Origin of the sequence: Mesorhizobium sp. CA5 (assembly GCF_020165105.1) — a bacterium.
GTDB lineage: Bacteria > Pseudomonadota > Alphaproteobacteria > Rhizobiales > Rhizobiaceae > Mesorhizobium.
The window spans coordinates 143566-169440 of the sequence record NZ_JAIUHJ010000007.1 but is presented as its reverse complement, the minus strand read 5'-3'; the positions used below and the strand labels follow the sequence as shown (position 1 = coordinate 169440).

The 25875-nt window shown below is 65.0% G+C and carries 22 protein-coding genes and 1 pseudogene; 21 read left to right on the top strand and 2 right to left on the bottom strand.

Annotation, left to right across the window (positions count from 1 at the left end):
* Positions 1-3 precede the first annotated feature (3 nt).
* From murG to LB529_RS11695, 12 genes are all read left to right on the top strand, one after another.
* Entirely contained in the window at positions 4-1128 is a 1125-nt protein-coding gene (murG, locus tag LB529_RS11750; protein WP_224711161.1) for an undecaprenyldiphospho-muramoylpentapeptide beta-N-acetylglucosaminyltransferase, read from the top strand.
* Positions 1125-2531 (top strand): UDP-N-acetylmuramate--L-alanine ligase, encoded by a 1407-nt coding sequence (gene murC, locus LB529_RS11745; RefSeq protein ID WP_140839709.1) that lies wholly within the window; start codon positions 1125-1127, stop codon positions 2529-2531. The genes murG and murC overlap by 4 nt, the downstream gene beginning before the upstream one ends.
* Positions 2528-3493, top strand: a complete 966-nt coding sequence (gene murB, locus LB529_RS11740) for a UDP-N-acetylmuramate dehydrogenase (RefSeq protein ID WP_140839711.1) — start codon at positions 2528-2530, stop codon at positions 3491-3493. Before murC ends, murB begins: the two co-directional genes overlap by 4 nt.
* A gap of 312 nt (positions 3494-3805) precedes the next feature.
* Positions 3806-4732, top strand: a complete 927-nt coding sequence (locus LB529_RS11735) for a D-alanine--D-alanine ligase (protein ID WP_224711160.1) — start codon at positions 3806-3808, stop codon at positions 4730-4732.
* The gene (locus tag LB529_RS11730) at positions 4720-5664 is read left to right on the top strand and encodes a cell division protein FtsQ/DivIB (protein WP_224635991.1); all 945 of its coding nucleotides are present in this window, start codon (positions 4720-4722) and stop codon (positions 5662-5664) included. Before LB529_RS11735 ends, LB529_RS11730 begins: the two co-directional genes overlap by 13 nt.
* Positions 5661-6968, top strand: a complete 1308-nt coding sequence (ftsA, locus tag LB529_RS11725) for a cell division protein FtsA (protein WP_095768999.1) — start codon at positions 5661-5663, stop codon at positions 6966-6968. The genes LB529_RS11730 and ftsA overlap by 4 nt, the downstream gene beginning before the upstream one ends.
* 67 nt (positions 6969-7035) lie before the next feature.
* The gene (ftsZ, locus tag LB529_RS11720) at positions 7036-8685 is read left to right on the top strand and encodes a cell division protein FtsZ (protein WP_224711159.1); all 1650 of its coding nucleotides are present in this window, start codon (positions 7036-7038) and stop codon (positions 8683-8685) included.
* A gap of 356 nt (positions 8686-9041) precedes the next feature.
* Positions 9042-9989, top strand: a complete 948-nt coding sequence (gene lpxC / locus LB529_RS11715; RefSeq protein WP_224711158.1) for a UDP-3-O-acyl-N-acetylglucosamine deacetylase — start codon at positions 9042-9044, stop codon at positions 9987-9989.
* A 202-nt stretch (positions 9990-10191) separates the two neighbouring features.
* Complete coding sequence (locus LB529_RS11710; RefSeq protein WP_095769002.1) at positions 10192-11061, top strand: outer membrane protein assembly factor BamD; 870 nt, start codon at positions 10192-10194, stop codon at positions 11059-11061.
* 8 nt (positions 11062-11069) lie between these two features.
* Positions 11070-12743: a DNA repair protein RecN gene (recN, locus tag LB529_RS11705; protein ID WP_224711157.1), complete on the top strand. Its 1674-nt coding sequence runs from the start codon at positions 11070-11072 to the stop codon at positions 12741-12743.
* Between the two features lie 137 nt (positions 12744-12880).
* Positions 12881-15088 (top strand): NAD-dependent DNA ligase LigA, encoded by a 2208-nt coding sequence (gene ligA, locus LB529_RS11700; RefSeq protein WP_224600790.1) that lies wholly within the window; start codon positions 12881-12883, stop codon positions 15086-15088.
* Positions 15088-15780, top strand: coding sequence for a DUF2461 domain-containing protein (locus LB529_RS11695; protein WP_224711156.1), 693 nt, complete (start codon positions 15088-15090; stop codon positions 15778-15780). The genes ligA and LB529_RS11695 overlap by 1 nt, the downstream gene beginning before the upstream one ends.
* 25 nt (positions 15781-15805) lie before the next feature.
* Here the strand turns inward: LB529_RS11695 and LB529_RS11690 are convergent, their stop codons facing one another.
* Together LB529_RS11690 and LB529_RS11685 are read right to left on the bottom strand one after the other, a co-directional pair.
* Complete coding sequence (locus tag LB529_RS11690) at positions 15806-16564, bottom strand: SDR family NAD(P)-dependent oxidoreductase (RefSeq protein ID WP_224711155.1); 759 nt, start codon at positions 16562-16564, stop codon at positions 15806-15808.
* A complete protein-coding gene (locus LB529_RS11685; protein WP_224711154.1) occupies positions 16565-16744 on the bottom strand; it encodes a hypothetical protein in 180 nt (59 codons plus the stop codon). It lies immediately after the preceding gene.
* On the opposite strand from LB529_RS11685, the gene LB529_RS11680 reads away from it, so the two are divergent.
* From LB529_RS11680 to LB529_RS11640, 9 genes and pseudogenes are all read left to right on the top strand, one after another.
* Positions 16743-18152, top strand: a complete 1410-nt coding sequence (locus tag LB529_RS11680; RefSeq protein ID WP_224711153.1) for an aldehyde dehydrogenase family protein — start codon at positions 16743-16745, stop codon at positions 18150-18152. The genes LB529_RS11685 and LB529_RS11680 overlap by 2 nt on opposite strands.
* Positions 18130-18969 carry an N-formylglutamate amidohydrolase gene (locus LB529_RS11675; RefSeq protein WP_224711152.1) on the top strand — a complete coding sequence of 280 codons (840 nt, stop codon included), beginning with the start codon at positions 18130-18132 and terminating at the stop codon, positions 18967-18969. Before LB529_RS11680 ends, LB529_RS11675 begins: the two co-directional genes overlap by 23 nt.
* 71 nt (positions 18970-19040) lie before the next feature.
* Positions 19041-19625, top strand: coding sequence for a helix-turn-helix domain-containing protein (locus LB529_RS11670; protein ID WP_224711151.1), 585 nt, complete (start codon positions 19041-19043; stop codon positions 19623-19625).
* A 199-nt stretch (positions 19626-19824) separates the two neighbouring features.
* A pseudogene (locus LB529_RS11665) lies at positions 19825-20490 on the top strand (ABC transporter ATP-binding protein); the annotation flags it as partial.
* A gap of 42 nt (positions 20491-20532) precedes the next feature.
* Positions 20533-21687, top strand: coding sequence for an ABC transporter substrate-binding protein (locus LB529_RS11660; RefSeq protein ID WP_095769010.1), 1155 nt, complete (start codon positions 20533-20535; stop codon positions 21685-21687).
* Positions 21688-21703: 16 nt separating this feature from the next.
* Positions 21704-22408, top strand: a complete 705-nt coding sequence (locus LB529_RS11655) for an ABC transporter ATP-binding protein (protein WP_224600797.1) — start codon at positions 21704-21706, stop codon at positions 22406-22408.
* Positions 22409-22414: 6 nt separating this feature from the next.
* On the top strand, positions 22415-23314 hold the full coding sequence (locus LB529_RS11650; protein WP_224522853.1) for a branched-chain amino acid ABC transporter permease: 900 nt from the start codon (positions 22415-22417) through the stop codon (positions 23312-23314).
* Positions 23315-23329: 15 nt separating this feature from the next.
* Positions 23330-24427 carry a branched-chain amino acid ABC transporter permease gene (locus LB529_RS11645; protein ID WP_224711149.1) on the top strand — a complete coding sequence of 366 codons (1098 nt, stop codon included), beginning with the start codon at positions 23330-23332 and terminating at the stop codon, positions 24425-24427.
* A 22-nt stretch (positions 24428-24449) separates the two neighbouring features.
* Entirely contained in the window at positions 24450-25844 is a 1395-nt protein-coding gene (locus LB529_RS11640) for a glutamine synthetase family protein (protein WP_224711148.1), read from the top strand.
* Positions 25845-25875 lie beyond the last annotated feature (31 nt).

Sequence of the window (25875 nt, the reverse complement as noted above, 5' to 3'; positions counted from 1 at the left end):
AGGATGGCGAAGGGTGTCATCCTGCTTGCGGCCGGCGGAACGGGCGGACATCTGTTTCCGGCCGAGGCGCTGGCGCATGAGCTGATCGAGCGCGGCTGGAAGGTGCATCTTGCCACCGACAATCGCGCCGAGCGCTATTCCCGCCATTTCCCGGCAGCCGACATTCACACCATCCCCTCGGCAACGCTGGGTTCGAAGAACCCGGTCGCCATGCTCTCGGCCTTCTGGAAGATCTGGCAGGGCGTGCGGGAGGCCGGCCGTGTAATCGCCAGGATCAAGCCGGAGGCTGTCGTCGGCTTCGGCGGCTATCCGACGCTGCCGCCGCTCTATGCCGCGACAAGGCGAAAAGTGCCGACGCTGATCCATGAGCAGAACGCCGTCATGGGCCGCGCCAACAAGGCGCTTGCCGGCCGCGTGGATGCGATTGCCGGCGGTTTCCTGCCGGAGGGCGCCAGCGCTGACGGCGCAAAGACGGTGACCACCGGTAATCCGGTCAGGCCGCAGGTCCTCGATGCGGCGAAAATGCCTTACGTGGTGTCGAACGAGGGCGAACCGTTCCGCTTCCTGGTGTTCGGCGGCAGTCAGGGCGCGCAGTTCTTTTCCGATGCGGTGCCCGCGGCGATCGCGCTGCTGCCGCAAGACCTGCGCAAGCGGCTGGTCATCACCCAGCAGGCGCGCGCCGAGGATGTGGCGCGGGTGAAGGCCGCCTATGCCGATCTCGGGGTCGACATCCAGGTCTCGCCCTTCTTCACCGACATGGCGGCGCGCATCGGGGCGGCGCATCTGGTGATGTCGCGTTCCGGCGCCTCGACGGTTTCGGAAATCGCCGTCATCGGCCGGCCGGCACTGCTGGTGCCTTATCCGCACGCGCTCGACCACGATCAGGCGGCGAATGCGGCAGCCCTTGCCGCCGCTGGGGGAGCCGAGCTCCATCCGCAGTCGACGCTGTCGGCGGCGCGCATCGCCGAGCTGGTCGGCGGGCTGGTCAAGGACCCGAACCGGCTGGCGACCATGGCCGCCGCCGCCCGCTCGGCCGGGAAACCGAACGCGGCGCGGTTGCTCGCCGATCTGACAGAGGCTATTGCGTCCGGCAAAACGGTTTCGGACTACAGGAGGACGCGCCCATGAAGATGCCGCAGACGATCGGCCTTGTGCATTTCATCGGCATCGGCGGCATCGGCATGAGCGGCATCGCCGAGGTGCTGCACAATCTGGGCTACAAGGTGCAAGGGTCCGACCAGGCCGACGGCGCCAATGTGCAGCGGTTGCGCGACAAGGGCATCGAATGCTTCGTCGGTCACAAGGCCGAAAATGTCGGCGATGCCGAAGTCGTGGTTGTTTCGACCGCGATCAAGAAGTCCAACCCTGAGCTCAAGGCCGCGCGCGAGAAGCTTTTGCCGATCGTGCGCCGGGCCGAGATGCTGGCCGAACTGATGCGTTTCCGCCAGGCGGTCGCCATCGGCGGCACGCATGGCAAGACGACGACCACCTCGATGGTGGCGACGCTGCTCGAGGCCGGCGGGCTCGACCCGACCGTCATCAATGGCGGCATCATCAACGCCTACGGCACCAATGCCCGCATGGGCGACGGCGAGTGGATGGTGGTCGAAGCCGACGAGAGCGACGGCACCTTCCTGAAACTGCCGGCCGACATCGCCGTCGTCACCAACATCGATCCCGAGCATCTCGACCACTATGGCAGCTTCGACAAGGTGCGCGAGGCGTTCCGCCAGTTCGTCGAGAACGTGCCGTTCTACGGTTTCGGCGTGATGTGCACTGACCACCCGGAAGTGCAGGCGCTGGTCGGCCGCATCGAGGATCGGCGCGTCATCACCTATGGCGAGAACGCGCAGGCCGACGTGCGCTTCACCAATCATCGCATGCAAGGCGCGATTTCCGAATTCGATATCGTCATCCGCGATCGCAAGGGGCGGGGCACGACGTCGATAAATGACCTGCGCCTGCCGATGCCCGGCCGGCACAACGTCTCCAACGCGACGGCGGCGATCGCGGTGGCGCATGAGCTTGGCCTCTCGGCCGAGGCGATCAAGAAGGGCCTTTCGTCCTTCGCGGGCGTCAAGCGGCGCTTCACCCGTACGGGCTCGTGGAACGGTGTCGAGGTGTTCGACGATTACGGCCACCACCCGGTCGAGATCGCGGCGGTGCTGAAGGCCGCGCGCAGCGCGACCAAGGGGCGTGTCATCGCCATCGCGCAGCCGCATCGCTTCACCCGGCTTCACGATCTCTTCGAGGAATTCTCGGTCTGCTTCAACGACGCCGACACGGTCATGGTGGCGCCGGTCTACGCGGCCGGCGAGGAACCCATCGAAGGCGTGACTTCCGACGCGTTGGTGTCGCGCATCCGCTCCGGCGGCCACCGCGACGCACGCTATATCGATGGTCAGGCAGCAATCGCGCCCGCCATTCGCGAGCTTGCCAAGCCCGGCGATTTCGTCGTCTTCCTCGGCGCCGGCAACATCACGCAATGGGCCTATGCGCTGCCCAAGGAACTTGGTGGGACGCCCTCATGATGCGCGGCCAGGACCTGATCGATAAACTCGGCGACAAGCTTGCCGGCCTACGCGGCCGTATCACGCCGAACGCCGAGATGGACAAGATCACCTGGTTCCGGGCCGGCGGCCTCGCCGAGGCGCTGTTCCAGCCGGCCGACGAGGAGGACCTCGCGGCCTTCCTGCGCGCGGTGCCGGAAGAGATACCGGTCGTGGTGGTCGGTGTCGGCTCGAACCTTCTGGTGCGCGACGGCGGCATTCCGGGTTTTGTCGTTAGGCTCTCGGCCAAGGGTTTCGGCGAGGCCGAGACCACCGGGCCGACCACGATCAAAGCCGGCGCGGCGACGCCGGACAAGCGCCTCGCGGCGGTGGCGTATGAAGCCGGCATCGGCGGCTTCCATTTCTATCACGGCATTCCTGGCGCTGTCGGCGGCGCGCTCAGGATGAATGCCGGCGCCAACGGCGTCGAGACGCGTGAGCGGGTCGTCGAGGTGAGGGCTCTGGATCGCAGGGGCAATCTCCATACGCTGAGCAATGCCGATATGGGCTATGCCTATCGCCATTCGTCCGCGCCTGCAGGACTGATCTTCACCTCGGCCATTTTCGAAGGGTTTGCGGAAGACAAGGCGGAGATCAAGGCGGCAATGGATGCCGTGCAGAACCATCGCGAGACGGTGCAGCCGATCAGGGAGAAGACCGGCGGCTCGACCTTCCAGAATCCGGAAGGCACCTCGGCGTGGAAGGAGATCGACAAGGCCGGCTGCCGCGGGCTGATGATCGGCGGCGCGCAGATGTCGCCGATGCATTGCAACTTCATGATCAACACCGGCACGGCCACCGGCTACGACCTCGAATATCTGGGCGAGACGGTGCGGGCGCGGGTGCTCGAGAATTCGGGCATCCGGCTGCACTGGGAGATCAAGCGCCTCGGCAATTTCAGGCCCGGCCATGCGGTGCAGGAGTTTCTCGGGCAGCTTCTTTAGCTTAGGCTTAAGTTCATGTGATGCTTGAACTTCCAGTGATCTGAAACAGCCGTAGAACCGTTGCCTCAAAGACTCACAATTCACTTTTTGCGGCTGTTTTCGCGGAAAGTGAATCTCTCGGAATCATAGGTACTTGCCAGCGAATCAACTCTCTGATTCTCTGGCCCTAAAGCGTTTCCTGATTTGAGTCGTTCGACGCGTTAAGCCGCGTTTTCCGTCTGGGGGGCAACCTGCCGGAGGGCTCGGACTCAATGTTTGGAAATGCGGTGCGGGAATATCGGTTGCAGGCCCGGCGTGAGAGGGGATGACGGGATGAAGAAGAAGCATGTGGCTGTCCTCCTGGGTGGATTCTCCTCGGAGCGGCCCGTGTCTCTGTCCTCGGGGAAGGCGTGTGCGGATGCGCTCGAGAATGAAGGCTATCAGGTCACCCGGGTCGATGTTTCGCGCGATGTCGGGTCTGTGCTTGCCGAGCTCAAGCCTGATGTCGCTTTCAACGCGCTGCACGGTCCGTTCGGCGAGGACGGCACCATCCAGGGAATTCTCGAATATCTCGCAATTCCCTACACCCATTCGGGTGTGCTCGCTTCGGCCTTGGCCATGAACAAGGAGCAGGCCAAGAAAATCGCCAAGGCGTCCGGCATTCCGGTCGCGGAGTCGAAGGTGGTCAACCGCTTCGCCGTCCAGAACAGGCATCCGATGAAGCCGCCTTATGTGGTCAAGCCGGTCAATGAGGGGTCGAGCTTCGGCGTGGTCATCGTGCATGAGGGGCAGTCGCATCCGCCGCAGGTGATCGGCTCCACGGAATGGCAATATGGCGAGATCGTCATGGTCGAGCGCTACATTCATGGCCGCGAATTGACCTGCGCGGTGATGGGCGATGTGGCGCTCGGCGTCTGCGAGATCATCCCGACCGGGCATTCCTTCTACGATTACGATTCAAAATACGTTCCCGGCGGATCAAAACACGAAATCCCTGCTAAAATTTCACCGAATATTTACCAAAAAATACAGACACTGGCCCTCAAGGCTCATCTTGCCATTGGTTGCCGGGGCGTCTCCCGATCGGACTTCCGTTACGACGATCGCCACTCCGAAAACGGCGAGATTGTCTGGCTCGAGGTCAACACTCAGCCGGGCATGACGCCGACGTCTCTGGTGCCTGAAATCGCCGCGCAAGCGGGACATTCGTTCGGCGATTTGTTGAGTTGGATGGTGGAGGACGCTTCGTGTCTGCGTTGAGGTTGGGGCAGGGTAATGGCGTCGGCGCGGCTGGTCTCGCGCTGTTCGGTATGTCGCTGTCATTCGACCGTTTCGTGCTGCCGCGTCAGCTTCGCCGGCCGATGCGCGTGCTGGCGCGTTTGTGCAGCGGAGAGTATGAGGCGCCGCGCTTTTCGGCGGCGATCCTTTCCGCTGCGCTGATCGCGTCCAGCAGCGCCTACGGCGCCTATCTCGGCGGCTACGCCGACAGCATCGTGCAGGGCGTGACGGCGCGCACCGGCTTTGCCGTCGACCAAATCAAGGTGGTCGGCAACCGCCAGACCTCCGAGATCGATGTGCTCGACCGGCTCGGCCTCGACGGCTGGACCTCGCTGATCGGCTTCGACGCCGAGGCCGCGCGCGCGCGCATCGCGACGCTGCCGTGGGTCGAGGGAGCCGCTGTGCGCAAGATCTACCCGCATACGCTGGAAGTGCGCATAGAGGAGCGCCAACCCTTCGCGCTTTGGCAGCAGGGCACCTCGGTCTCGGTCATCGAGCGATCGGGCGAGATGATCGCACCGTTCTCGGGCGGCAAGCAGGCGCTGCTGCCGCTGATCATCGGCACCGGCGCGCCGGCCATGGCGCCGGCCTTCCTCGCCAAGATCGAGCGCTATCCCGAGCTTGCGGCGCGGGTCAAAGGCTACATTCGGGTCGGCGAACGGCGCTGGGACCTGAGGCTTGAGAACGGCATCACGATCAAGCTGCCGGAAGACGGCGAGGACCAGGCGATCGCCGAGCTCGTCAAGATCGACCATGACAACGGATTGCTGACCCGCGACATCGCCGCCGTCGACATGCGGCTTTCCGACCGGCTGGTCGTGGAGCTGTCGCCGGAAGCGGCGACACAGCGCGAAGCAGCGCTCAGCGACAAGCCGAAGTCCCTGGCCAAGCGCAAGGTGGAGAGAAAGATATGAGCTGGCTTGGCGGCGGCAGCGACGCTTCTTCGCGCCGGTCGGGCACGCTCACTGTGCTCGATGTCGGCTCCAGCAAGGTTTGCTGCGTCGTGGCGAAGCTGAAGCCGAACGAGGACGGCAAGCTGCTGCGCGGACGTTCGCATCGCATCCAGGTGATCGGCATCGGCCACCAGAAATCGCAAGGCGTGAAGTCCGGCGTGGTGGTCGATCTCGATCGCGCCGAGCATGCCATCCGGCTTGCCGTCGATGCGGCCGAGCGCATGGCCGGGCTCACCGTCGATTCCCTCATCGTCAACATGACGGCCGGCCGGCTGAAGAGCGAAGCCTTCTCGGCGACGATCAATCTCGGCGGCCATCAGGTCGAGGAAGTCGACATCAAGCGCGTGCTCGCCGCCGGCGCCAAGCAGGCGCTCCGGGCCGAGCGCGAGGTGATCCATTCGTTGCCCGTCGGTTTCTCGCTCGACGGCGAGCGCGGCATGCGCGACCCGCGCGGCATGATGGGCGATGCGCTTGGCGTCGACATGCATGTGCTGACGGGCGACGCGGCGCCGATGCGAAATCTGGAGCTTTGCATCAATCGCTCGCATCTGTCGGTCGAGCGCATGGTGGCGACGCCCTATGCCAGCGGGCTTGCCTCGCTGGTCGACGACGAGCTCGAAATGGGCGCAGCCTGCATCGACATGGGCGGCGGGACGACGACCATCTCGGTCTTCTCGGAGGGCAAGTTCGTCCATGGCGATGCGATCGCCATCGGCGGCAACCATGTGACGCTCGACATGGCAAAGGGCCTATCGACCTCGCTCGATGCCGCGGAACGGCTGAAGGTGATGCATGGCTCGGCGCTGCCCGGCAGCGCCGACGACCGCGACCTCGTCTCGATCCAGCCGATCGGCGAGGAAGGCGATGTGCCGCTGCAGATCCCGCGCTCGGTGATGACGCGCATCATCCGCGCCCGTATCGACGAGACGCTGGAGCTTCTGCGCGACCGGCTGAACAAGTCCGGCTACGGCAATGCCGTCGGCAAGCGGGTGGTGCTCACCGGCGGCGCAAGCCAGCTCGCCGGCCTGCCGGAAGCGGCGCGCCGCATTCTCGGGCGCAATGTGCGCATCGGCCGGCCGCTCGGCGTCGCAGGCCTGCCGGAGGCGGCCAAGGGACCGGCGTTCTCGACCCCGGTCGGACTGATGATCTATCCGCAGATGGCGAGCTTCGAGAGCCATTCGGCGAAAGGACTTTCCGGTTTCAGGATGACCGGAACGGGCGGAAAACTGCATCGCATGAGTCAGTGGTTGAGAGACAGTTTTTAATTTGACGGGGACAGCCCCATAGGCGGCCGCAGCGGCGAGGCGGCGGGAAAGGCAAAGGACGGAGACAATGACCATCAATCTGCAGAAGCCGGACATCACGGAGCTCAAGCCACGCATCACCGTGTTCGGTGTCGGCGGCGGCGGCGGCAATGCCGTGAACAACATGATCACAGCCGGCCTGCGCGGCGTCGAGTTCGTGGTGGCCAACACCGACGCGCAGGCGCTGACGATGTCCAAGGCCGAGCGGCTGATCCAGCTCGGCGCGCATGTCACCGAAGGCCTCGGCGCCGGCTCGCAGCCGGAAGTCGGCCGCGCGGCGGCGGAAGAGTGCATCGACGAGATCATCGATCATCTCTCCAACACCCATATGTGCTTCGTCACCGCCGGCATGGGCGGCGGCACCGGCACGGGCGCCGCTCCGGTCGTTGCCCGCGCGGCGCGCGAGAAGGGTATCCTCACCGTCGGTGTTGTCACCAAGCCGTTCCATTTCGAGGGTCAGCGCCGCATGAAGACGGCCGACATGGGCATCGAGGAACTGCAGAAATGCGTCGACACGCTGATCGTCATCCCCAACCAGAACCTGTTCCGGCTGGCCAATGACAAGACCACCTTCGCCGATGCCTTCGCAATGGCCGACCAGGTGCTCTACTCGGGCGTCGCCTGCATCACCGACCTGATGGTCAAGGAAGGCCTGATCAATCTCGACTTCGCCGACGTCCGCTCGGTGATGCGCGAGATGGGCAAGGCGATGATGGGCACGGGCGAGGCTTCGGGCGAGGGCCGCGCGATGGCCGCCGCTGAAGCCGCCATCGCCAACCCGCTGCTCGACGAGACCTCGATGAAGGGCGCCAAGGGCCTGCTGATCTCGATCACCGGCGGCCGCGATCTCACCCTGTTCGAGGTGGACGAGGCCGCGACCCGCATCCGCGAGGAAGTCGACCAGGACGCCAACATCATCCTGGGCGCCACCTTCGACGAAGAGCTGGAAGGCGTGATCCGCGTGTCGGTCGTCGCCACCGGCATCGACAAGTCGGCGGCCGAAATCGCGGCTGCGCCGATCTCGATTCGCGCGCCGCAGAAGCCGGCCGCCCGCCCGGCGGCGGCTCCGGTAGCCGAAATCCGCCCCGCTCCGGTTCAGCCGCAGGCCTATGAGCCGCGCGCGGCCGATCCGGTCGCGGAGGCGATCCAGCTTGCCGAGGCAAATGCCGCCGCCATGGCGCAGCCGCGCGCCGTGCCGATGGACGATTTCCGGCCGCAGAGCAAGATCTTCCAAGCCCCGCCTGCGCAGCCGCAGCCGCAGCCGGTGGTGCCGCAGCAGGTCATGCAGCAGCGCGAGATGCCGCAGCCGGTGGCCGCGGCGCCGCAGCGTATGCCGCGCGTGGAAGACTTTCCGCCGGTGGTAAGGGCTGAAGTCGAAGCCAAGAGCCGGCCGGCGGACCATGAGAACAGCGGTCCGATGGGACTGATCAAGCGGCTGACCAACGGCCTTACCCGCCGCGAGGAAGAGCCCGCCCGGCTCCAGCCGGCGCAGCCGCGCGAGCCGAAGCTGCGCCAGGCCGCGCCCGAGATGCGCCGTCTCGCCAGCCAGGATCCTGCGCTCTATGCGCCGCGCCGCGGCCAGCTCGACGACCAGGGCCGGCTGACGCCGCAGGCCCGCACAGTCCAGGAAGACGACCAGCTGGAAATCCCGGCCTTCCTGCGCCGCCAGGCCAACTGATCGATACGGCGGACCGCCAATCGTTAACGGTATATAACAGTTGTTAACAGGCAGACGGGAAATCGTCTGCCTGTTGCTTTTGCAAAAGACATTTAAAACAAGACTTTACGAGCTGTTTCTGACGCATTTCCGTGGTTACACGGGGTAAGAAACCGTGATTTGGAGTCTCCAGGGCGGGCCATTATCTTCGCCACGGACTAAAGTCGGTTTGCCGGGATTCGGGGAGTAGCCCAGCCTGCCGATTCACACAGAGCCGCACGCTCTTGCTTATTTTGCCGCATCCTATGCGAGCGCCAGGCCATCACCTGGCTGCAAGATACCCAAGGCCGATAAAGCGGGCGCAGGCATTTGGGGCTATGGGGTTACTCTTGCACGACTATCAGACGACAGTGAAATCGCGCGCGATGCTGGCTGGCATCGGCGTCCATAGCGGCAAAACCGTCACTGTTCATTTCTTGCCGGCCGACGCCGATACGGGCATCGTCTTTCATCTTTCGAATGGCGGCGAAGCCCGGGAGCTCCGCGCCCTGGTCGCGGAAGTCGGCGCCACCGATCTCTGCACCATGCTTGGCGATCCGGCCGGCGATCATATCGGCACCGTCGAGCATCTGATGGCGACGGTGTTCGGCCTCGGCATCGACAATCTCATCATCGAGATCGACGGTCCGGAAGTCCCGATACTCGACGGCAGCGCCACGGCTTTCGTCGAAGCCATCGACCAGGCCGGCATCGAGACGCTGGCGGTGAAGCGCCGCTATATCCGCATCGTCAAGCCGGTGCGCGTGGAAGCCGGCGCGTCCTGGGCGGAGTTCCGCCCCTATGACGGCACGCGGTTCGAGGTCGAGATCGATTTCGAGAGCCCGGCGATCGGCCGCCAGCAATTCGCCTCCGACATCAATCCCGACATCTTCCGCCGCGACATCGCGCGGGCCCGCACTTTCGGCTTCATGAAGGATGTCGAACGGCTTTGGGCCGCCGGCTACGCGCTCGGCTCGTCGCTCGAAAACTCGCTTGTCATCGGCGACGACAACCGCGTCATCAATGTCGGCGGGCTGCGCTATCCCAACGAATTCGCCCGTCACAAGACGCTCGATGCGATGGGCGATCTGGCGCTGGCCGGCGCGCGCTTCATCGGCTGTTTCCGTTCCTATCGCGGCGGCCACCGGATGAACGCGTCTGCGTTGCGTCGGCTGCTTTCCGACCACACGGCCTTCGAGATAGTCGAGACGAGGCGCCGCGAGCGCGGCCGCGTCGCCGAGATGATCGCCGTCAGTCGGCCGGTCTACGCACCTTGGGTGATCTGATTTTTAACCGTTTTCTGGTTTTGTAGCTCGGCTTGTGTTGCATGATTGCATCACGAATCGCTGAAATTGCACAACCTCCGGCGTAGCGTCAGCCCGCCACAAAAATGTGCGATTGGCCGGACATAGCGTTGCCGGGCAAGGGGATAATGGTTTATGGCTTCGGCCCGGGACCGAAACGACGCCGAAGGGGCGGAATCCAAACATGTTTTTTTCGCGAGTTGGTCAATCGGTAACGCCGCGTCGGGGTGTTTTGCTGGCGCTGTCGGTGGTTGCTCCCGCGCTCGTGCTGTCGGCCTGCATGTCCTCCGAGAAGGATGTCAACCTGGCGACCTATGTCGACCAGACCGAGCCGGCCGACGTTCTCTACAACCAGGGCCTGGCCAACATGAATGCCGGCCGCCTCGATGAGGCGAGCAAGAAGTTCGACGCGGTCGACCGCCAGCATCCCTATTCCGAATTCGCACGAAAATCGATGGTGATGGGCGCTTTCGCCGATTATCGCGCCGGCAATTACGACGAGGCGATCGGTTCGGCCAAGCGCTACTTGACCCTCTATCCCTCGACAGACGACGCGGCTTACGCACAGTACATCATCGGCCTCTCCTACTATCGGCAGATCAAGGACGTCACCCAGGACCAGAAGGAAGCGCGCCAGACCATCCAGACCATGCAGGATCTGGTGACGCGCTGGCCGAACTCCGAATATGTCGGCGACGCCAAGGACAAGATCCGCTTCGCCAGCGACCAGCTCGCCGGCAAGGAGATGCAGGTCGGCCGCTACTATCTCGAGCGCCGCGAATACATCGCCGCCGTGAAGCGTTTCCGCACCGTGGTCGAGAACTATTCCAACACCCGCCATGTCGAGGAGGCGCTCGCGCGCCTGACCGAGTCCTACTATGCGATGGGCCTGACCTCGGAAGCGCAGACGGCCGCGGCGGTGCTTGGTCACAATTATCCGGACAGCCCGTGGTACAAGGATTCCTACAAGCTCCTGCAGAGCAACGGGCTTGAACCCCGCGAAAATGCCGGATCGTGGATTTCCAAGGCCGGGAAGCTGATCACCGGCGCCTGAAGCTTGCGATGCTATCCAGACTGTCGATCCGCGATATCGTCCTGATCGAGAAGCTGGACATCGACTTCCTGCCTGGGCTTTCGGTACTGACCGGCGAAACCGGCGCCGGCAAATCCATCCTGCTCGATGCGTTGTCGCTGGCGCTTGGGGCGCGGGGCGATGCCTCGCTCGTCCGCCATGGCGCCGCGCAAGGCCAGGTCATTGCCGTGTTCGACGTGCCGCGCAACCATCCGGCACGCGCGTTGCTCGCCGGAAACGACATCGAGGATGATGGCGACATCATCCTGCGCCGCGTGCAGACGGCCGATGGCCGAACCCGCGTCTTCGTCAATGACCAGCCCTCCAGCGTCACCCTGATGCGCGATGTCGGCCGCGCCCTCGTCGAGATCCATGGCCAGCATGACGAGCGGGCACTGGTCGATCCCGGCGCGCATCGCGAATTGCTGGACAGTTTCGGCGGCCATCTGGGCGCCGTGCGCGGCACGGGCGAAGCCTGGCGGTACTGGCGAAACTGCGAGCAGGAGCTTTCCCGGCATCGCGCCAAGGTCGAGGCGGCGGCGCGCGAAGCCGATTATCTGCGCGCTTCCGTGGCCGAGCTCGCAAGACTCGACCCGCAGCCGGGCGAGGAAACGGAGCTTGCGGAGTTGCGCGCGACGATGATGCGCGTCGAAAAGATCGCCGCCGAGATCCATGATGCGCAGGATGTGCTATCGGGGCCGTCCTCGCCCTTGCCGCAGCTCGCCAGCTTGTTGCGGCGGCTGCAGCGCAAGTCCAGCGAAGCCCCCGGCCTGCTCGACGACGCGGTGAAATCGCTCGACGAAGCGATGATCTCGCTCGACGCCGCACAGTCCGGCGTGGAAGCGGCGCTTCGCGCCACCGAATATGATCCGCAGCGTCTGGAGAAGGCGGAAGAGCGTCTGTTTGCGCTGCGCGCCGCCTCTCGCAAGCACAGTGTCGCGGTCGACGATCTGGCGCAGCTGCGCGACACGATGGTGGCCGATCTTGCCGACCTCGATGCCGGCGAGGAGCGGCTGCACGCGCTGGCCAAGCAGGCCGCCGCGGCGCGCGAGGCCTACGATATTTCCGCGGCGCAGCTGTCGTCGCTGCGCCATGCGGCGGCGGCGGGGCTGACCAAGGCTGTGATGGCGGAACTGCCGGCGCTCAAGCTCGAACGGGCCGAGTTCATCGTCGAGATGGGAAGCGATGCCGAAAGCCGCATGGAAGAAGGCATCGACCAGGTCGAATTCTGGGTGCGCACCAATCCGGGCACCCGGCCGGGACCGATGATGAAGGTCGCTTCCGGCGGCGAGCTCTCACGCTTCCTTTTGGCGCTGAAGGTGGCACTGGCCGATCGCGGCTCGGCGCCGACCCTGGTGTTCGATGAGATCGACACCGGCGTCGGCGGCGCGGTGGCCGACGCCATCGGCCAGCGGCTGGCGCGGTTGTCAAAGCGGGTACAGGTGCTTTCCGTCACGCATGCGCCGCAGGTTGCGGCACGCGCCGCCACGCATTTCCTGATCTCCAAATCCGGCGGCAAGGACCGCGTCGCCACCGGCATTGCCGAAATGGACCGCGCCGCGCGCCAGGAAGAAATCGCGCGGATGCTGGCCGGCGCCACCATCACCGACGAAGCGCGCGCGGCAGCGGAGCGGTTGCTGCGCGAGAATACGGCTGCCGCATAGAAGGTTGGGCCTCTTCGGTTCCAATCCGAGTCAGCAGATGGCTGCATCGTGCTGTTCAGCAATGATTTTTGCGCAAGCCCACTCCCTGCCGTCAAATCCTGATTTATAGTGGCGCGCCACAATCCAAGGACTGATGCATGTCGGAAAAACCCGTCGATTCGTTGAGCGAAGGCGAAGCCGCGGATGAGCTGAAGCAACTGGCGGCGGAGATTGCCGAGCATGACCGGCGTTATCACACCGAGGACGCGCCGACTATCACCGATGCCGAGTATGATGCGCTGCGCCGGCGCAACCTCGCAATCGAAGAGCGCTTCCCCGATCTCGTGCGCGAGGATTCGCCGACGCGGCGGGTCGGCGCCCCGCCCGCGGAGGGCTTCACCAAGGTGCGGCACGCGGTGCCGATGCTGAGCCTCGCCAAGGCCTATACCGACCAGGACGTCGCCGATTTCATCGAGCGCGGAAGGCGTTTCTTCGACCGCGACAAGGACCTCGACATCGCCTTCACCGCCGAACCGAAGATCGACGGGCTGTCGGCCTCGTTGCGCTACGAGAGCGGCGTGTTCGTGCAGGGCGCGACGCGTGGCGACGGCACGGTCGGCGAGGACATCACCGCCAATCTGAAGACGATTGCCGACATCCCGAAGAAGTTGCAGGGTTCGGGCTGGCCGGAAATCATCGAGATCCGCGGCGAGGTCTACATGACCTATGCCGAATTCGAGGCTTTGAAGCAGCGTTCAGCGGCGGTCGGCGGCCAGGATTACGTCAATCCGCGCAACACGGCTGCAGGGTCGCTGCGCCAGAAGGATCCATCGGTCACCGCCAGCCGCAATCTGAAATTCTTCGCCTATGCCTGGGGCTACACCACCGCCGATCCGGCTCCGACGCAGTTCGATTCCGTACAGAAGTTCAAGGAATGGGGCTTCAAGGTCAGCCCGCTGATGGTGCGGGCGAAGTCCATCGACGACCTGATCGCGCATTACCACCGCATCGAGGAGCAGCGCTCCTCGCTCGGCTACGACATAGACGGCGTCGTCTACAAGGTCGACCAGCTCGAGCTGCAGCGCCGCTGGGGTTTCGTCACCGGCGAGCCGCGCTGGGCGGTCGCCCACAAATTTCCGGCCGAGCAGGCGATGACGACCGTCGAGAGGATCGACATCCAGGTCGGCCGTACCGGCACGCTGGCGCCGGTGGCGCGGCTTGCGCCGGTCACGGTTGGCGGCGTGGTGGTCGAGAATGTCACGCTGCACAACGAAGACTATATCAAGGGCTTCGACAGCAACGGCCAGCCGATCCGCGACGGCATCGACGTGCGTATCGGCGACACGGTGGTCATTCAGCGGGCAGGGGATGTCATCCCGCAGATCGTCAGCGTCGTCATCGATAAGCGGCCCGCTGGCGCGGTGCCCTATGAATTCCCGCATACCTGCCCGGTCTGCGGCTCGCCGGCGACGCGCGAGATCAACGAGAAGACGGGCAAGGAGGATTCGCGGCGGCGCTGCACCGGCGAGATGATCTGCGCCGCACAGGCGGTCGAAAGGCTGCGTCACTTCGTGTCGCGCGGCGCGCTCGACATCGAAGGCCTCGGTGCCGAAAACATCGACCTGTTCTTCAATTCGGGGCTGGTGAAGACCGCCGCCGATATCTTCACGCTGAAGGACCGAAGGCCCGCCGTCACCAGGGCGCTGGCCGAGCGACGGGAGGAGCAGGCGAGGCTGCGCGAGGAAGCCTCGGGCAAGGCGCGCAAGAATGTTCGCAGCGTCGAGGAGCGTAATTATGAAGGTCTCGACAAGCTGTTTGCGGCCATCGATGCGCGCCGCGAGCCGGAGCTCGACCGTTTCATTTTCGCGCTCGGCATCCGTCATATCGGCGAGACGACGGCTGCCGTGCTTGCCCGCCAATTCTCGACCATCGAGGAGCTGATCCGTATCGGCAAGGAGACGGCGAAGGCCGAGGATCCGCACAGCGTCTTCCCGTCGATCAACGGCATCGGTGACACGGTGATCAACGCGTTGCGCGACTTCTTCGGCAATGAGCGCAATGACGATGTGCTGGACGCCTTGCTGACGCAGGTTCATCCGAAACCCTACGTCATGGAAATCTCGGCCGGCAGCGAAGTCTCGGGCAAGACGGTGGTGTTCACCGGCTCGCTGGAAAAGATGACGCGTTCGGAAGCCAAGGCGATGGCGGAGCGGCTCGGCGCCAAGGTCGCGGGCTCGGTTTCGGCCAAGACAGACCTGGTGGTGGCGGGTCCCGGCGCCGGCTCGAAGCTGAAAGTTGCGAGCGATCTCGGCATCGAGGTGATCGACGAGGACACATGGCTGCAGCGGATCGGCAGGGGCGGCTAATGACTGGAGCGTTCAAGGGTTTTGGGCCGAAGGCCATTCCGTTCCTGAAGGCGCTCGACTTCCACCAGAGCCGTGAGTGGTTCCAGGAAAACCGCGACCTTTACGACAGCGAGCTGCATGGGCCGTTCTGCGATCTGGTCGAGACGCTCACAGAGCGTTTCGAGGCGGCCAAGCTCGGCTTGCGCGGCGACCGCAAGAAATCGCTGTTCCGCATCAATCGCGACGTGCGCTTTTCCAAGGACAAGCGGCCCTACAACCGGCATCTCTCGGCGATCCTGTCGCCCGACGGCACCAAGATGGAGCAGGGCGTCTTCTATGTGCATATCGGTCTGGAGCGCTGCTTTGCCGGTGTGGCTTGGTGGCAGCCGGCGCCGGAACTGCTGCAGGCGATGCGCAAGGCGATCGTGACCAAGCCGGCCGCGTTCCGCGGCATGGTCGCATCGCTCAAAAAGGCCGGCCTCGCGCTCGATGCGGAAGACCGCCTGAAGCGCGCGCCGCGCGGTTTCGAGGATGTCGGTGACGAGGATCTCGCCCAGGCGGTGCGCAACCGGCATTTCGTGGTCCGGCACGACATCGATCCGGCGACGATCCATTCGCCGGCGCTGGTCGACGATCTCGTCGGCTTCACGCTTGGCGCCAAGCCGCTGCTCGACTGGGGCCGGGCGATCCAGGGGACGGCTGTCACGGCCTGATGCCGTCATCCGGCTGTCGCCGGGCTTACATCCGCATCAGCAGGCCGCCGTCGACGGCAAGCTCGATCCCGGTGATGTAGCTCGCGGCGTCCGAGAGCAGGAAGAGCGCGGCGTTTGCCATGTCCTGCGGCGTGCCGATGCGGCCGAGCGGCGTATAATTCGCCACGGCGGCGCGCTTTTCTTCGGTGTCCCAGCGCGCCTGCAGCGGCGTCAGCGCCATGCCGGGGCAGATCGCGTTGGAGCGGATGCCGTCGCCGGCAAGCTGCATGGCAAGCGACTTCGACAGCGCGCAGACGCCTGCCTTCGAGGCCTGATAGGCATCCTGAGGCTTCGGGTCGCCGCGATACCACTGAATGGTCGAGAAATGCACCATGGCGCCGCCGCGGCCGCCGGCGCGCATCTGCGGAACGACCGCGCGTGCGGTGTGCACGAAGGATTTCAAGTTGATGTTGAAGACCTGATCCCAGACATCGAGGTCCATTTCGAGCGCCGATTTGTCGCGACCGAACAACAATACGCCGGCGACATTGGCGAGATAGTCGATGCCGCCACGCTCGCGGCCCGCCGCACCGATGGTCCGTTCCACGAAGGCCGCGTCGGTCAAATCGCCCTGGGCGAAGGTGAGCCGCTCGTCATACGAGGCGAGGGAGGCCGGACGCGGCTTGATGTCGATGGCGGTGACGGAGGCGCCGGCATCGAGCAGCGCCAGCGCGATCGCTTCGCCCATCCCGCCGCCAGCTCCGGTGACGACCGCATGCCGGCCCGTGAAATCATAGACGACCATTCATTTCCCCTCGGTTTTTGCTGCAAGGCGCGGCGCTATCTCTGCGCCAAGGTGCGATGGCGGGACAATAGGGGCCGACAAAAAATCCATCAAGCCATATTCGAAAAAATTTGCCAAAATAGAAAATCGCGATATCGTGCCGTGGCTGACAGCTTCCTTTTGGGTGGATTCCAAGACCATGACCCTGCATTCCGGCGCGCGGACCTTCTCGGTGACCTCTCCTGTCGACGGCTCGATCTATGCCCAGCGCAACTATGCGGACGGGGCCGCGATCGAGGCGACCGTCGCCCGCGCTCGCGCGGCGCTGCCGGGCTGGCGGCGCACGCCGCTGGCCGAGCGCCTGGCGATCCTTCTGCGCTTCGGCGAGGAGATGAAGGCGCGCGCCGCTCCGCTGGCCGAGGCGGTGGCGTGGCAGATCGGCAGGCCCTTGTGGCAAGCCGACGAGACGCCGCGCCTGGCGCTGATCGGCGAATTGCTTGCCGGTGCCGCGCCCGAGACGCTGGCCGACACGCCCTATCCGTCGGATGAGAACATCCGCCGCTATGCCAAGCCGGTGGCCGGCGGCCTACATCTTTCGATCTGCGCCTGGAACTACCCGACCGCCATGCTCGGCTATCTGGTCACGTCGCCTCTTGCCGCGGGCAATGTGGTGATCTTCAAGCATTCGCCGCAGACGCCGCTGATCGCGGAGCTGGCCGAGGAGGCTTTTCGCGCGGCCGGCGGGCCGGAAGGGGTCTTCCAGTGCCTGCATCTCGATCATCCGGATGCGGAGCGGCTGATCGCTTCCGGCGTCTTCAACGCCGTCAATTTCATCGGTTCGGTCAATGGCGGCCGGCGCGTGCATGCGGCGGCGGCCGGCACCTTCACCCAGGTCCATCTCGAGCTTGGCGGCAAGGATCCGACCTATGTGCGCTCCGACGCCGACCTCGAGGCGGCGGTTCCGCTGATCGCAGAGGGTACCTATTCCAACGCCGGCCAGTCCTGCTGCTCGGTGGAACGAATCTATGTCGACGGCCTGATTCACGACCGTTTCGTCGAGGCGCTGGTCGCCGAGACGGCGAAGTGGTCGATCGGCCATCCGATCGCTGAAAAGCCGATGGTCGGCTCGGTGGTGCGCGCGGTCGCGGCCGACACCATCCGCGGCCTCACCGAAAGCGCGGTGCGAGCAGGGGCGAAGCGCCTGATGCCGCAGGATGGCGCGCGCAAGGCGGCAAGCCTCGGGACCGCCTATGTCGCGCCGGAGGTGCTGACCGGCGTCGACCACAGCATGCCGATCATGCGCGACGAGCTGTTCGGGCCGGTGGCCTGCGTCCAGGCCGTCGGCGGCGACGACGAGGCGATCCGCCTGATGAACGACAGCGACTACGGCCTCAGCGCCTCGATCTGGACGCGCGATGTCGAACGCGGCGTGGCCTTGCTCGACGAGGTCGAGGCCGGCACCGTCTATCTCAACCGATGCGATCACGCCGACCTTTATCTGCCCTGGGGCGGCATCAAGAATTCCGGTCTTGGCCGCGCCAACGGGCGCGCCGGCCTCATCGAGGCGACGGCGGCGAAGGCTTATCATGTCCGCTCCGTCATCGCCTGACCGCCAGCGGCGCCCGGTCGTGCGGGACCTTGAAAAGCTTAGCGACGCGGCCGTCGCGGCGCTCGTCGGGGCCGGGGTGGAACGATTGCTGCCGGATGCGACCAGCCCCTATCTTCTGATTGCCGAGCATGCCGGCAACGTCGTGCCGGCGCCGTGGCGCGACCTTGGCCTGGCGGAGCCTTATCTCGGCACGCATTTCGCGGTGGACATCGGCGTCGACGCGCTGACGCGCCGGCTCTCGCGAACGCTGCGGGCGCCGGCGGTGATCGCGCGCTATTCACGGCTGTTCCTCGACTATAACCGCCCCGCCGAGGAGTGGGACTTCATGCGTCCCGACCTCGGCGGCATCCCTGTGCCGGGCAATCTCGCTGTGGACGCGGCGGATGCGAGGCTGCGCAAGCTCGTCGCCTGGGCGCCGGTCGAACGGGCAATCATCGAAGCCGCTGTCGGCAGGCGGGCGCTGATTTCGGTGCACTCCTTCACGCCGGTGATGGGCGGCGTGAAGCGCAATGTGGATATCGGCGTGCTGTGGCGGGAACAGTCGCCCTTCGTCGCCTCGGTGCTGAAAACGCTCAGGGCCCAAGGCCCGGAAGCAGGCTTCAGAATCGGCGATAACGAACCTTACGACTGGCGCCAGGCTGTCGGCTATACCTTGAACCGGCACGGGCTGCAGCAGGGCCGGCCCTGCCTCTACCTCGAGCTGCGCAACGACTTGCTTGCCGATCCGGAAACTTTCGAACGCGTCAGCCGCCTCCTGGAGGCTGCCTTCGCTACCGTCGCGATATCCCTATGGCCGCAATCAGCCGTAGCCGTCTGAAGGCTGGACGCTCAAATATCGGAACGCTAGAGCTTGTCGAATTGGAAACACGGCAGCCAAGGGCGTGGACGATGCAAGGCAATGTGGGCAGCAAGATCCGCGACGCGCGCAAGCAGCAGAACATCACCTTGCGCGATCTCAGCGAGCGCTCGGGCCTTTCCGTGTCCCAGCTCTCGAAGCTGGAGAACGGCAAGGCCAGGCTGACCGTCGATATCGCGCTGATGATTGCCGGCGCGCTGCACGTGCCGGTGGCCTCCTTCCTGTTCAGCCCGAAGCCCGGGCCGCAGGCGCGCCGCTCGATCACGCGCGCCGGCAGCGGCATCCTGCACGAAGGCAACGCCATGGAATTCGAGGTCTTGTGCAGCGATTTCCGCGACAAGACCAATATTTTCTGGCGCGTGACGCTGCGCGCCAGAACCTTCGAGGAAAACGGCGGCTGGCGCAGCCATTCGGGTGAGGAGTTCATCCATGTGTTGAGCGGCAGCCTGCAGCTCCACACGCTCCACTACGACCCGAGCGTCCTGCAGCCCGGCGACAGCATCCTGTTCGACGGCGAAATGCAGCACGCCTATGTGGCGCTCGGCGACGAGCCCGTCATCATGCTGATGTCGAACACGGTGCCGCGCGACGGGCTGCCGCCGGGCGCAGGCGTCTGACCGACGGGCCTCAGCCCTTCCACTCAAGAATTTTTCTAGAATGGAAAAAAATACTTGTTATGGAAAAGTCGGGGGACTAGCATCCTTTTGACCGGCCGACAGGAGAACAGCCAGCGGACGGGAATGGGAGAGATGACCGATGCTGTCGGTTGGGGCAGTCAGCAAGACATTCGGCGGCGTGCAGGCGTTGCGCAGCGCCTCGCTGACCTGCGAGGCGGGCGAGATCCTCGGTCTCATCGGTCCGAACGGCGCCGGCAAATCCACCCTCGTCAACGCCATTTCGGGCGTGCTCAAGCCGGACAGCGGCAGCGTGCGCCTCGCGGGCGAAGAGATCACCGGCCGCAGCCCGGAGCATTGCGCGCGGGCAGGGATCGGCCGCACCTTCCAGACCATCAGATTATTCAAGGATCTGACAGTACGGCAGAATGTCGAGGTCGCGCATATCACCTGTCGGGCCGTGCGCCCCGATGCCGCCAAGCGCATCGGCGTCGATCAGCTGCTGCAGCAATATGAGCTCGCAGGCTTCGCCGACAGCCCGGCCGGAACGCTGCCCTATGGCAGCCAGCGTCGGCTCGAGATCGCCCGCGCGCTGGCGCTTGGGCCGTCGCTGTTGTTGCTCGACGAACCGGCCGCCGGTCTCAACGAGGCCGAGTCGGAGACGCTGGCCATCGCCATCGAAGGCATTCGCCGCGACGTCGGCTGCGCGACCATCGTCATCGATCACGACCTGCGCTTCATCAACCGGCTCTGCGACCGGCTTTGCGTGATGGACCAGGGCCAGGTGATCGCTTCGGGCGAGACGGAAGACGTGTGGCGCGATCCGCGCGTCATCGAGGTCTATGTCGGGCAGTCAGAGACGGCCTGAAGGCCCGGAAGAACAACCGCAATGAGAGGAAGGAGGGGTAGAATGGAAAAGATTTTGCTGGGAGCCGCGGTGCTGACCGCGGGACTGCTGCAGGCCGGGCATGCAGGCGCCGCCGATCTGAAGATCGGGCTTGCGGTCGCCATGACCGGCGCCTACGCGCCCTATAGCGAGGCCGAGGGCGCGCGCTGCATGGCCGACAGGCTGAACAAGGCCGCAAGCGCGAACGATCCCAAGGTCGAGCTGATGATCGAGGACAACCGCTCCGATCCGCAGCTTTCGGTCTCGCTCGGCCAGAAATTCCTCGATGCCGGCGCGCAGGTGATCACCGGCGTGCCGTTTCCCGATGCGCTGATCCCGATGGCGCAGACCGCGCAGCCTTATGGCGCCACCGTGTTCTCGGCGCCGAACACGCAGCTCGAGATGCAGCAGGCCGGGCTCGACAACTTTATCGCCGGCGCCGTGCCCGATCCGATCAATGCCTCGGCCACAGCCAATGCGCTTTACGGCAAGGGCGCGCGGACCGTCGCGCTGATGGTGTCGCCCGATGCCGGTTCCTATTCGGAGAAGCTGCCGGAGTGGTTCGGCGAGGTGTTCGAGCATCTCGGTGGCAAGGTGGTCGGCAAATTCAACTATTCCTACGGCACCACCGACTGGTCGCCGCAGATCGCCTCGATCAAGGCGTTGCCGCAGAAGCCGGACGCGATCCATATCTGCGCCGTGCTGCCCGATGTCGGCATCCTGATCCGGCAATTGCGCGCCAACGGCTACGAGGGGTGGGTGGCGGGCTGCGATGCCTTCGACGACAAGTCGCTGGAAGGCACGGTCGGCGATCCGAAGTCGCTGGAAAAGGTGATGTTCGCGACCCATGGCGCGACCGGCGTCGACGGCCCGATCGACAAGTTCCTCGCCCAGTGCAAGGCCGACGGCTACAAGATCAACGGCATCTTCGACGCGCTCGGCGCCGACATGGTGCAGATCAGCTACGAAGCGGCGAAAAAGGCCGGCACCGTCGACCCCGCCGCCTTACGCGAGGCGATCCGCGCGCCTGGCGGCTATCCGGGCACCACCGCGCCGACGATCTCCTTCGCCGAGAAGAAGGGCTATCCGGTCAAAGCCGTGCCGGTGATGGGCTTTGCCGACGGCAAGCGGGTGCTGATCACCGACACGCCGCCGACCTTCGTTCCGGCGCTGAACTAAGCGGGGCCGGGAACACGTGCTGAAGGTTGAGAAGCTTGTCGTGCGCTATGGCGCCGTCACGGCGGTGCGCGAGTTGTCGCTCGAGGTGGGGCAGGGCGAGCTTGTCGCCCTGCTCGGGCCCAACGGCGCCGGCAAGAGCTCGACCATCAACGCGCTGACCGGTCTGGTGACGCCGGCTTCGGGCCGCATCGTGCTCGACGGCAAGGACATCTCGCATGTCCGCACCGAGGACCGCATCCGCGCCGGACTGACCGCGACGCCGGAAGGCCGGCACATCTTCTCCAACCTGAGCGTCGGCGAAAACCTGCGGCTAGGAGCCGCGACAAGGCGCGACCCCGCCAGCGTGCGCCAGGACATCGAGCGGTTCCTGTCGCTGTTCCCGGTGCTGTCCGAACGCTTCGGCCAGGCGGCCGGCACGCTTTCGGGCGGGGAGCAGCAGATGCTGGCGATCGCCCGTTCGCTGATGTCGCGGCCGAAGCTGTTGCTGCTCGACGAGCCGTCGCTGGGGCTCGCGCCCAAGATCGTGGCGCGCATCTTCGATTTCATCGGCGAACTCAAGGCGCAAGGGCTGACGCTGCTGGTGGTCGAGCAGAACGCCAAGCAGGCGCTGCGCTTTGCTGACCGCGTCTATGTCGTGAGCTCGGGCACGCTGCGCTATGACGGACCACCGGCCAGGCTCGCCGACGAGCACGGCCTGTTCAACCTTTATATCGGCGGGTAGGCGGCGATGGATTACGCCTTGCAGCAACTCCTCAACGCGCTCGCCTTCGGTGCGGAATATTCCTTGGTGGCGCTCGGGCTCGCCGTCGTCTTCTCGATCATGGGGCTGGTGAATTTCGCCCATGGCGAGATCATCGGGGTCTCGGCCTACAGCGTGTTCCTGGCTGCCGCGCTCGGGCTGACCTCGCCCTTCGTCGCGGTGCTGCTTGCCGTCGGCATGGCGGCGCTGGCGGCGGTGGTGTTCGAACGCGTCGCCTTCCGGCCGGTGCGCTATGCGCCGACCACCACCGGGCTGCTCACCGCCTTCGGCGTGTCGATCGTGGTGCAGAACCTTTTCATGCTTTTGGTCTCGCCAAAGCCGCAGTCGGTCTCGATCCTCAACGGCTTGAACCAGATGTGGTTCTTCGGCCCCTTCGCCGTCTCCTCGCTGCAAGTGATGGAACTGATCGTGTCGGGCCTGACCATCCTTGCGCTCGTGCTCTTCCTCAACCGCTCGACGCTCGGGCTCGCCATTCGCGCTGCCGCGCGCGACTTCGCCACCGTGCGGCTGATGGGGATCAAGGCAAACCGAGTGATTGCCACGGCGTTTGCGATTTCGGGCGCGCTGGCGGGCATCGCCGCCGTCTTCATCCTGGCGCGGCGCGGCAGCGTCTCACCCGATCTCGGCTTCGGCCTGGTGCTGAAGGCCTTTGTCGCCTGCGTCATCGGCGGCTTCGGCTCGCTGCCGGGTGCTGCGGTCGGCGGCATGCTGCTCGGCTTCATCGAAGTCGGCCTGCTCGTCGCGCTGCCGCAGGAATATGCGGGCTTCCGGGACGCGCTCACCTACGCCATCATCGTCGCGCTGCTCGTCTACCGGCCGGAAGGCCTGCTCGGCCAGCGCATCGAACTCGGCGACAAAGAGATTTAGGGCGGGAGATCTGACGTGGCAGGCTCCGAACTCTCGCAAGCGGTCGAACAGATGGCGGCGCCGGCCGCCACCGCGCAGCCCGGCAACGCGATCCTCCGCTCGCTGATCGGCGGGCTGGTGACAGCGCTGCCGGTGCTGGCGATCGGGCTCCTGGTGCTGAACTTCGCGCCGACCTACTACACCTTTCTCGCACTCGGCGCCTTCGTAAACCTGATCGTCGTGGTCGGCCTGCAAGTGTTCATGGGCAATTCCAACATCGCCAATCTCGGCCACAGCGCCTTTGTCGGGCTCGGCGCCTATGGCGTCGCCATCCTGTCGACGCCGCTTGCCATGAAGAAGCTGTCGATCCCCAACGCGCCGTTCGGCTTTGCGACGCTGGAGCTCGATCCGGTTTCGTCGGCGCTCATTGCGCTCTTGGTGGTCGGCATCGTGGCGCTGGTCAGCGGCAAGGTGATCAGCCGGCTGTCGGGGGTCGCTGCGACCATCGTCAGCCTGGCGCTGCTGATCATCGTCCATTCGGTTTTCCTCAACTGGACCAATCTGTTCAAGGGCAACCAGGCTTTCTTCGGCATTCCGAAAGTGGTCGGCCTGCCGTGGATGCTGGTCTTCGCGGTGATGGCGATCGTGGCGGCGCGACTGTTCAAGGACAGCCGCTGGGGCTTGCAGCTGCGGGCCAGCGCGCAGAGCCCTCAGGCTGCGGCTGCGCTCGGCATCGATGCGAAGAAACTGCGGCTTATGTCATGGGTGCTGTCGGCGCTGATCTGCGGGCTCGCCGGCGTGCTCTACGCCTATTTCGCCGGCACGATCAGCCCAAAACTGTTCTATTTCCAGATGATCTTCAACACGCTGGCGATGCTGATCCTCGGCGGCATGGCAACGGTGACTGGGGCGGTCACCGGCGTCATCGTGCTTTCGATCGGGCTGGAATTCATCCGCAGCATCGAGTCCGGCGTGACGGTCGCGGGTATCCAGATGCCGCAGCTGCTCGGCCTGTCGGGCGTGGCGCTCGGCGTTGTCATCGTGCTTTGCATGGCGTTCCGGCCGAGCGGCATCAGCGGACGGCACGAGCTCGACGAGCTGCTGTCGCTTCTTTTGCGGCGCAGGGCCAAATAGCTTTTCGTGGTGGAGGTTGAACGTGGAATTTGAGGACAGGGTGGCGGAGTATGCGCCGAAGCTCGAGGCGTTGCAGGCCGAGCTCGCATCGCGCGGCGTCGAGTTCATCGAGGTGCATACGGTCGACACGTCAGGCGTCGTGCGCTCCAAGATCGCGCCGCTGAAGCTCTCCACAGCCGGTGAGTCGATCAATGCCATCCTCTATTGCGTCACGCATGGCGACGGCCAGCCGATGGGCGACGTCGCCTTCGCCTCGCCGAGCGCCAATGAGGAGAACGGCTTTCCTAATATCAAGGGTATCATCGATCCGGACACAGTGGTGCAGCATGGCTGGAAGCCGAAATTCGCCTCCGCCATCACGCGCTCCTACATGCTGGACGGCTCGATCTGCCCGTATGATCCCCGCGGCGTTCTGGCGCGCGTCGAGGAGCGCGCGAGGGCGCTTGGCTATGAGCCGAAATTCGCGCTCGAATACGAGTTCGGCATTTTCCACGCCGACCATGATCTGATGCGCGCCGGCCGTTATCGCGAGCTGAAGCCATGGGGCCATTCGCTGATCAACTACGACCTCGTGCGCAGTGGCGAATACCAGGATTTCGCCGCCGAGTTCATTACGCGCATGAAGAGCATCGACATCGGCGTCGCCTCGCTGGTCACCGAATATGGCTACGGCATGTATGAATACGCGCTGACGCCGAAGAGCGCGTTGGCGGCGGCGGATGCCGCGATGCGCGCCAAGCTGCATCTGCGCGAGCTGTGCGCCGAGCATGGCTTGGTGGCGACCTTCATGACGCGCTTCCAGCCGCCGGGCAAGGAAAGCGCCTGCGGCGCGCACCATCATGTCAGCCTGTGGCGGGACGGCAAGCCGGCCTTCGCGGCTGGACCGAACCGGCTGACGCCGGTCGGCGAGAAATTCCTCGCCGGCGTGCTCAACCGCATGCAGGAGACCCATATTTTCTTCCGGCCGACGGTCAACTCCTACCGCCGCTTCGATCGCGGCGCGTGGTCGCCGGAAGACGTCGCCTGGGGCTTCGAGAACCGCACCGCGCCGATCCGCGCCATCACCACGCCAAACGATGCCGCGTGCCGGTTCGAGCACCGGGCGCCTGGCGCCGACGTCAATCCCTATCTCTCGATCGCCGCGATCCTGGCGGCCGGCTGCGAAGGCATCGAGAAGGATTTACCGCTCGAGGCGTCGGTGACGAGCAACCTCGCCAATCTCGACAAGCCGAAGCTGCCGCGCACGCTGAATGCTTCTATTGAAGCCTTCGCCGCATCCGATTTCTGCGCCGAGGCGTTCGGCGAAGCGTTCCGCGACAACTACGCCGAAAGCCGCCGCGCCGAGCAGGCGGCCTTCGATGCCTGGCAGGCCTCGCATATCACGGACTTCGAGTGGCAGCGCTATTTCGTCAGCTGAGCTGCCTGAAGATTTCCAACGTTTCGCAACC

Excerpts from the sequence above, each read along its gene's own strand:
- murG (WP_224711161.1), top strand. The coding sequence starts at position 4 with ATGGCGAAGGGTGTCATCCTGCTTGCGGCCGGCGGAACGGGCGGACAT.
- murC (WP_140839709.1), top strand. The coding sequence starts at position 1,125 with ATGAAGATGCCGCAGACGATCGGCCTTGTGCATTTCATCGGCATCGGC.
- murB (WP_140839711.1), top strand. The coding sequence starts at position 2,528 with ATGATGCGCGGCCAGGACCTGATCGATAAACTCGGCGACAAGCTTGCC.
- LB529_RS11735 (WP_224711160.1), top strand. The coding sequence starts at position 3,806 with ATGAAGAAGAAGCATGTGGCTGTCCTCCTGGGTGGATTCTCCTCGGAG.
- ftsA (WP_095768999.1), top strand. The coding sequence starts at position 5,661 with ATGAGCTGGCTTGGCGGCGGCAGCGACGCTTCTTCGCGCCGGTCGGGC.
- ftsZ (WP_224711159.1), top strand. The coding sequence starts at position 7,036 with ATGACCATCAATCTGCAGAAGCCGGACATCACGGAGCTCAAGCCACGC.
- lpxC (WP_224711158.1), top strand. The coding sequence starts at position 9,042 with ATGGGGTTACTCTTGCACGACTATCAGACGACAGTGAAATCGCGCGCG.
- LB529_RS11710 (WP_095769002.1), top strand. The coding sequence starts at position 10,192 with ATGTTTTTTTCGCGAGTTGGTCAATCGGTAACGCCGCGTCGGGGTGTT.
- recN (WP_224711157.1), top strand. The coding sequence starts at position 11,070 with ATGCTATCCAGACTGTCGATCCGCGATATCGTCCTGATCGAGAAGCTG.
- ligA (WP_224600790.1), top strand. The coding sequence starts at position 12,881 with ATGTCGGAAAAACCCGTCGATTCGTTGAGCGAAGGCGAAGCCGCGGAT.
- LB529_RS11695 (WP_224711156.1), top strand. The coding sequence starts at position 15,088 with ATGACTGGAGCGTTCAAGGGTTTTGGGCCGAAGGCCATTCCGTTCCTG.
- LB529_RS11690 (WP_224711155.1), bottom strand. The coding sequence starts at position 16,564 with ATGGTCGTCTATGATTTCACGGGCCGGCATGCGGTCGTCACCGGAGCT.
- LB529_RS11680 (WP_224711153.1), top strand. The coding sequence starts at position 16,743 with ATGACCCTGCATTCCGGCGCGCGGACCTTCTCGGTGACCTCTCCTGTC.
- LB529_RS11685 (WP_224711154.1), bottom strand. The coding sequence starts at position 16,744 with ATGGTCTTGGAATCCACCCAAAAGGAAGCTGTCAGCCACGGCACGATA.
- LB529_RS11675 (WP_224711152.1), top strand. The coding sequence starts at position 18,130 with ATGTCCGCTCCGTCATCGCCTGACCGCCAGCGGCGCCCGGTCGTGCGG.
- LB529_RS11670 (WP_224711151.1), top strand. The coding sequence starts at position 19,041 with ATGCAAGGCAATGTGGGCAGCAAGATCCGCGACGCGCGCAAGCAGCAG.
- LB529_RS11660 (WP_095769010.1), top strand. The coding sequence starts at position 20,533 with ATGGAAAAGATTTTGCTGGGAGCCGCGGTGCTGACCGCGGGACTGCTG.
- LB529_RS11650 (WP_224522853.1), top strand. The coding sequence starts at position 22,415 with ATGGATTACGCCTTGCAGCAACTCCTCAACGCGCTCGCCTTCGGTGCG.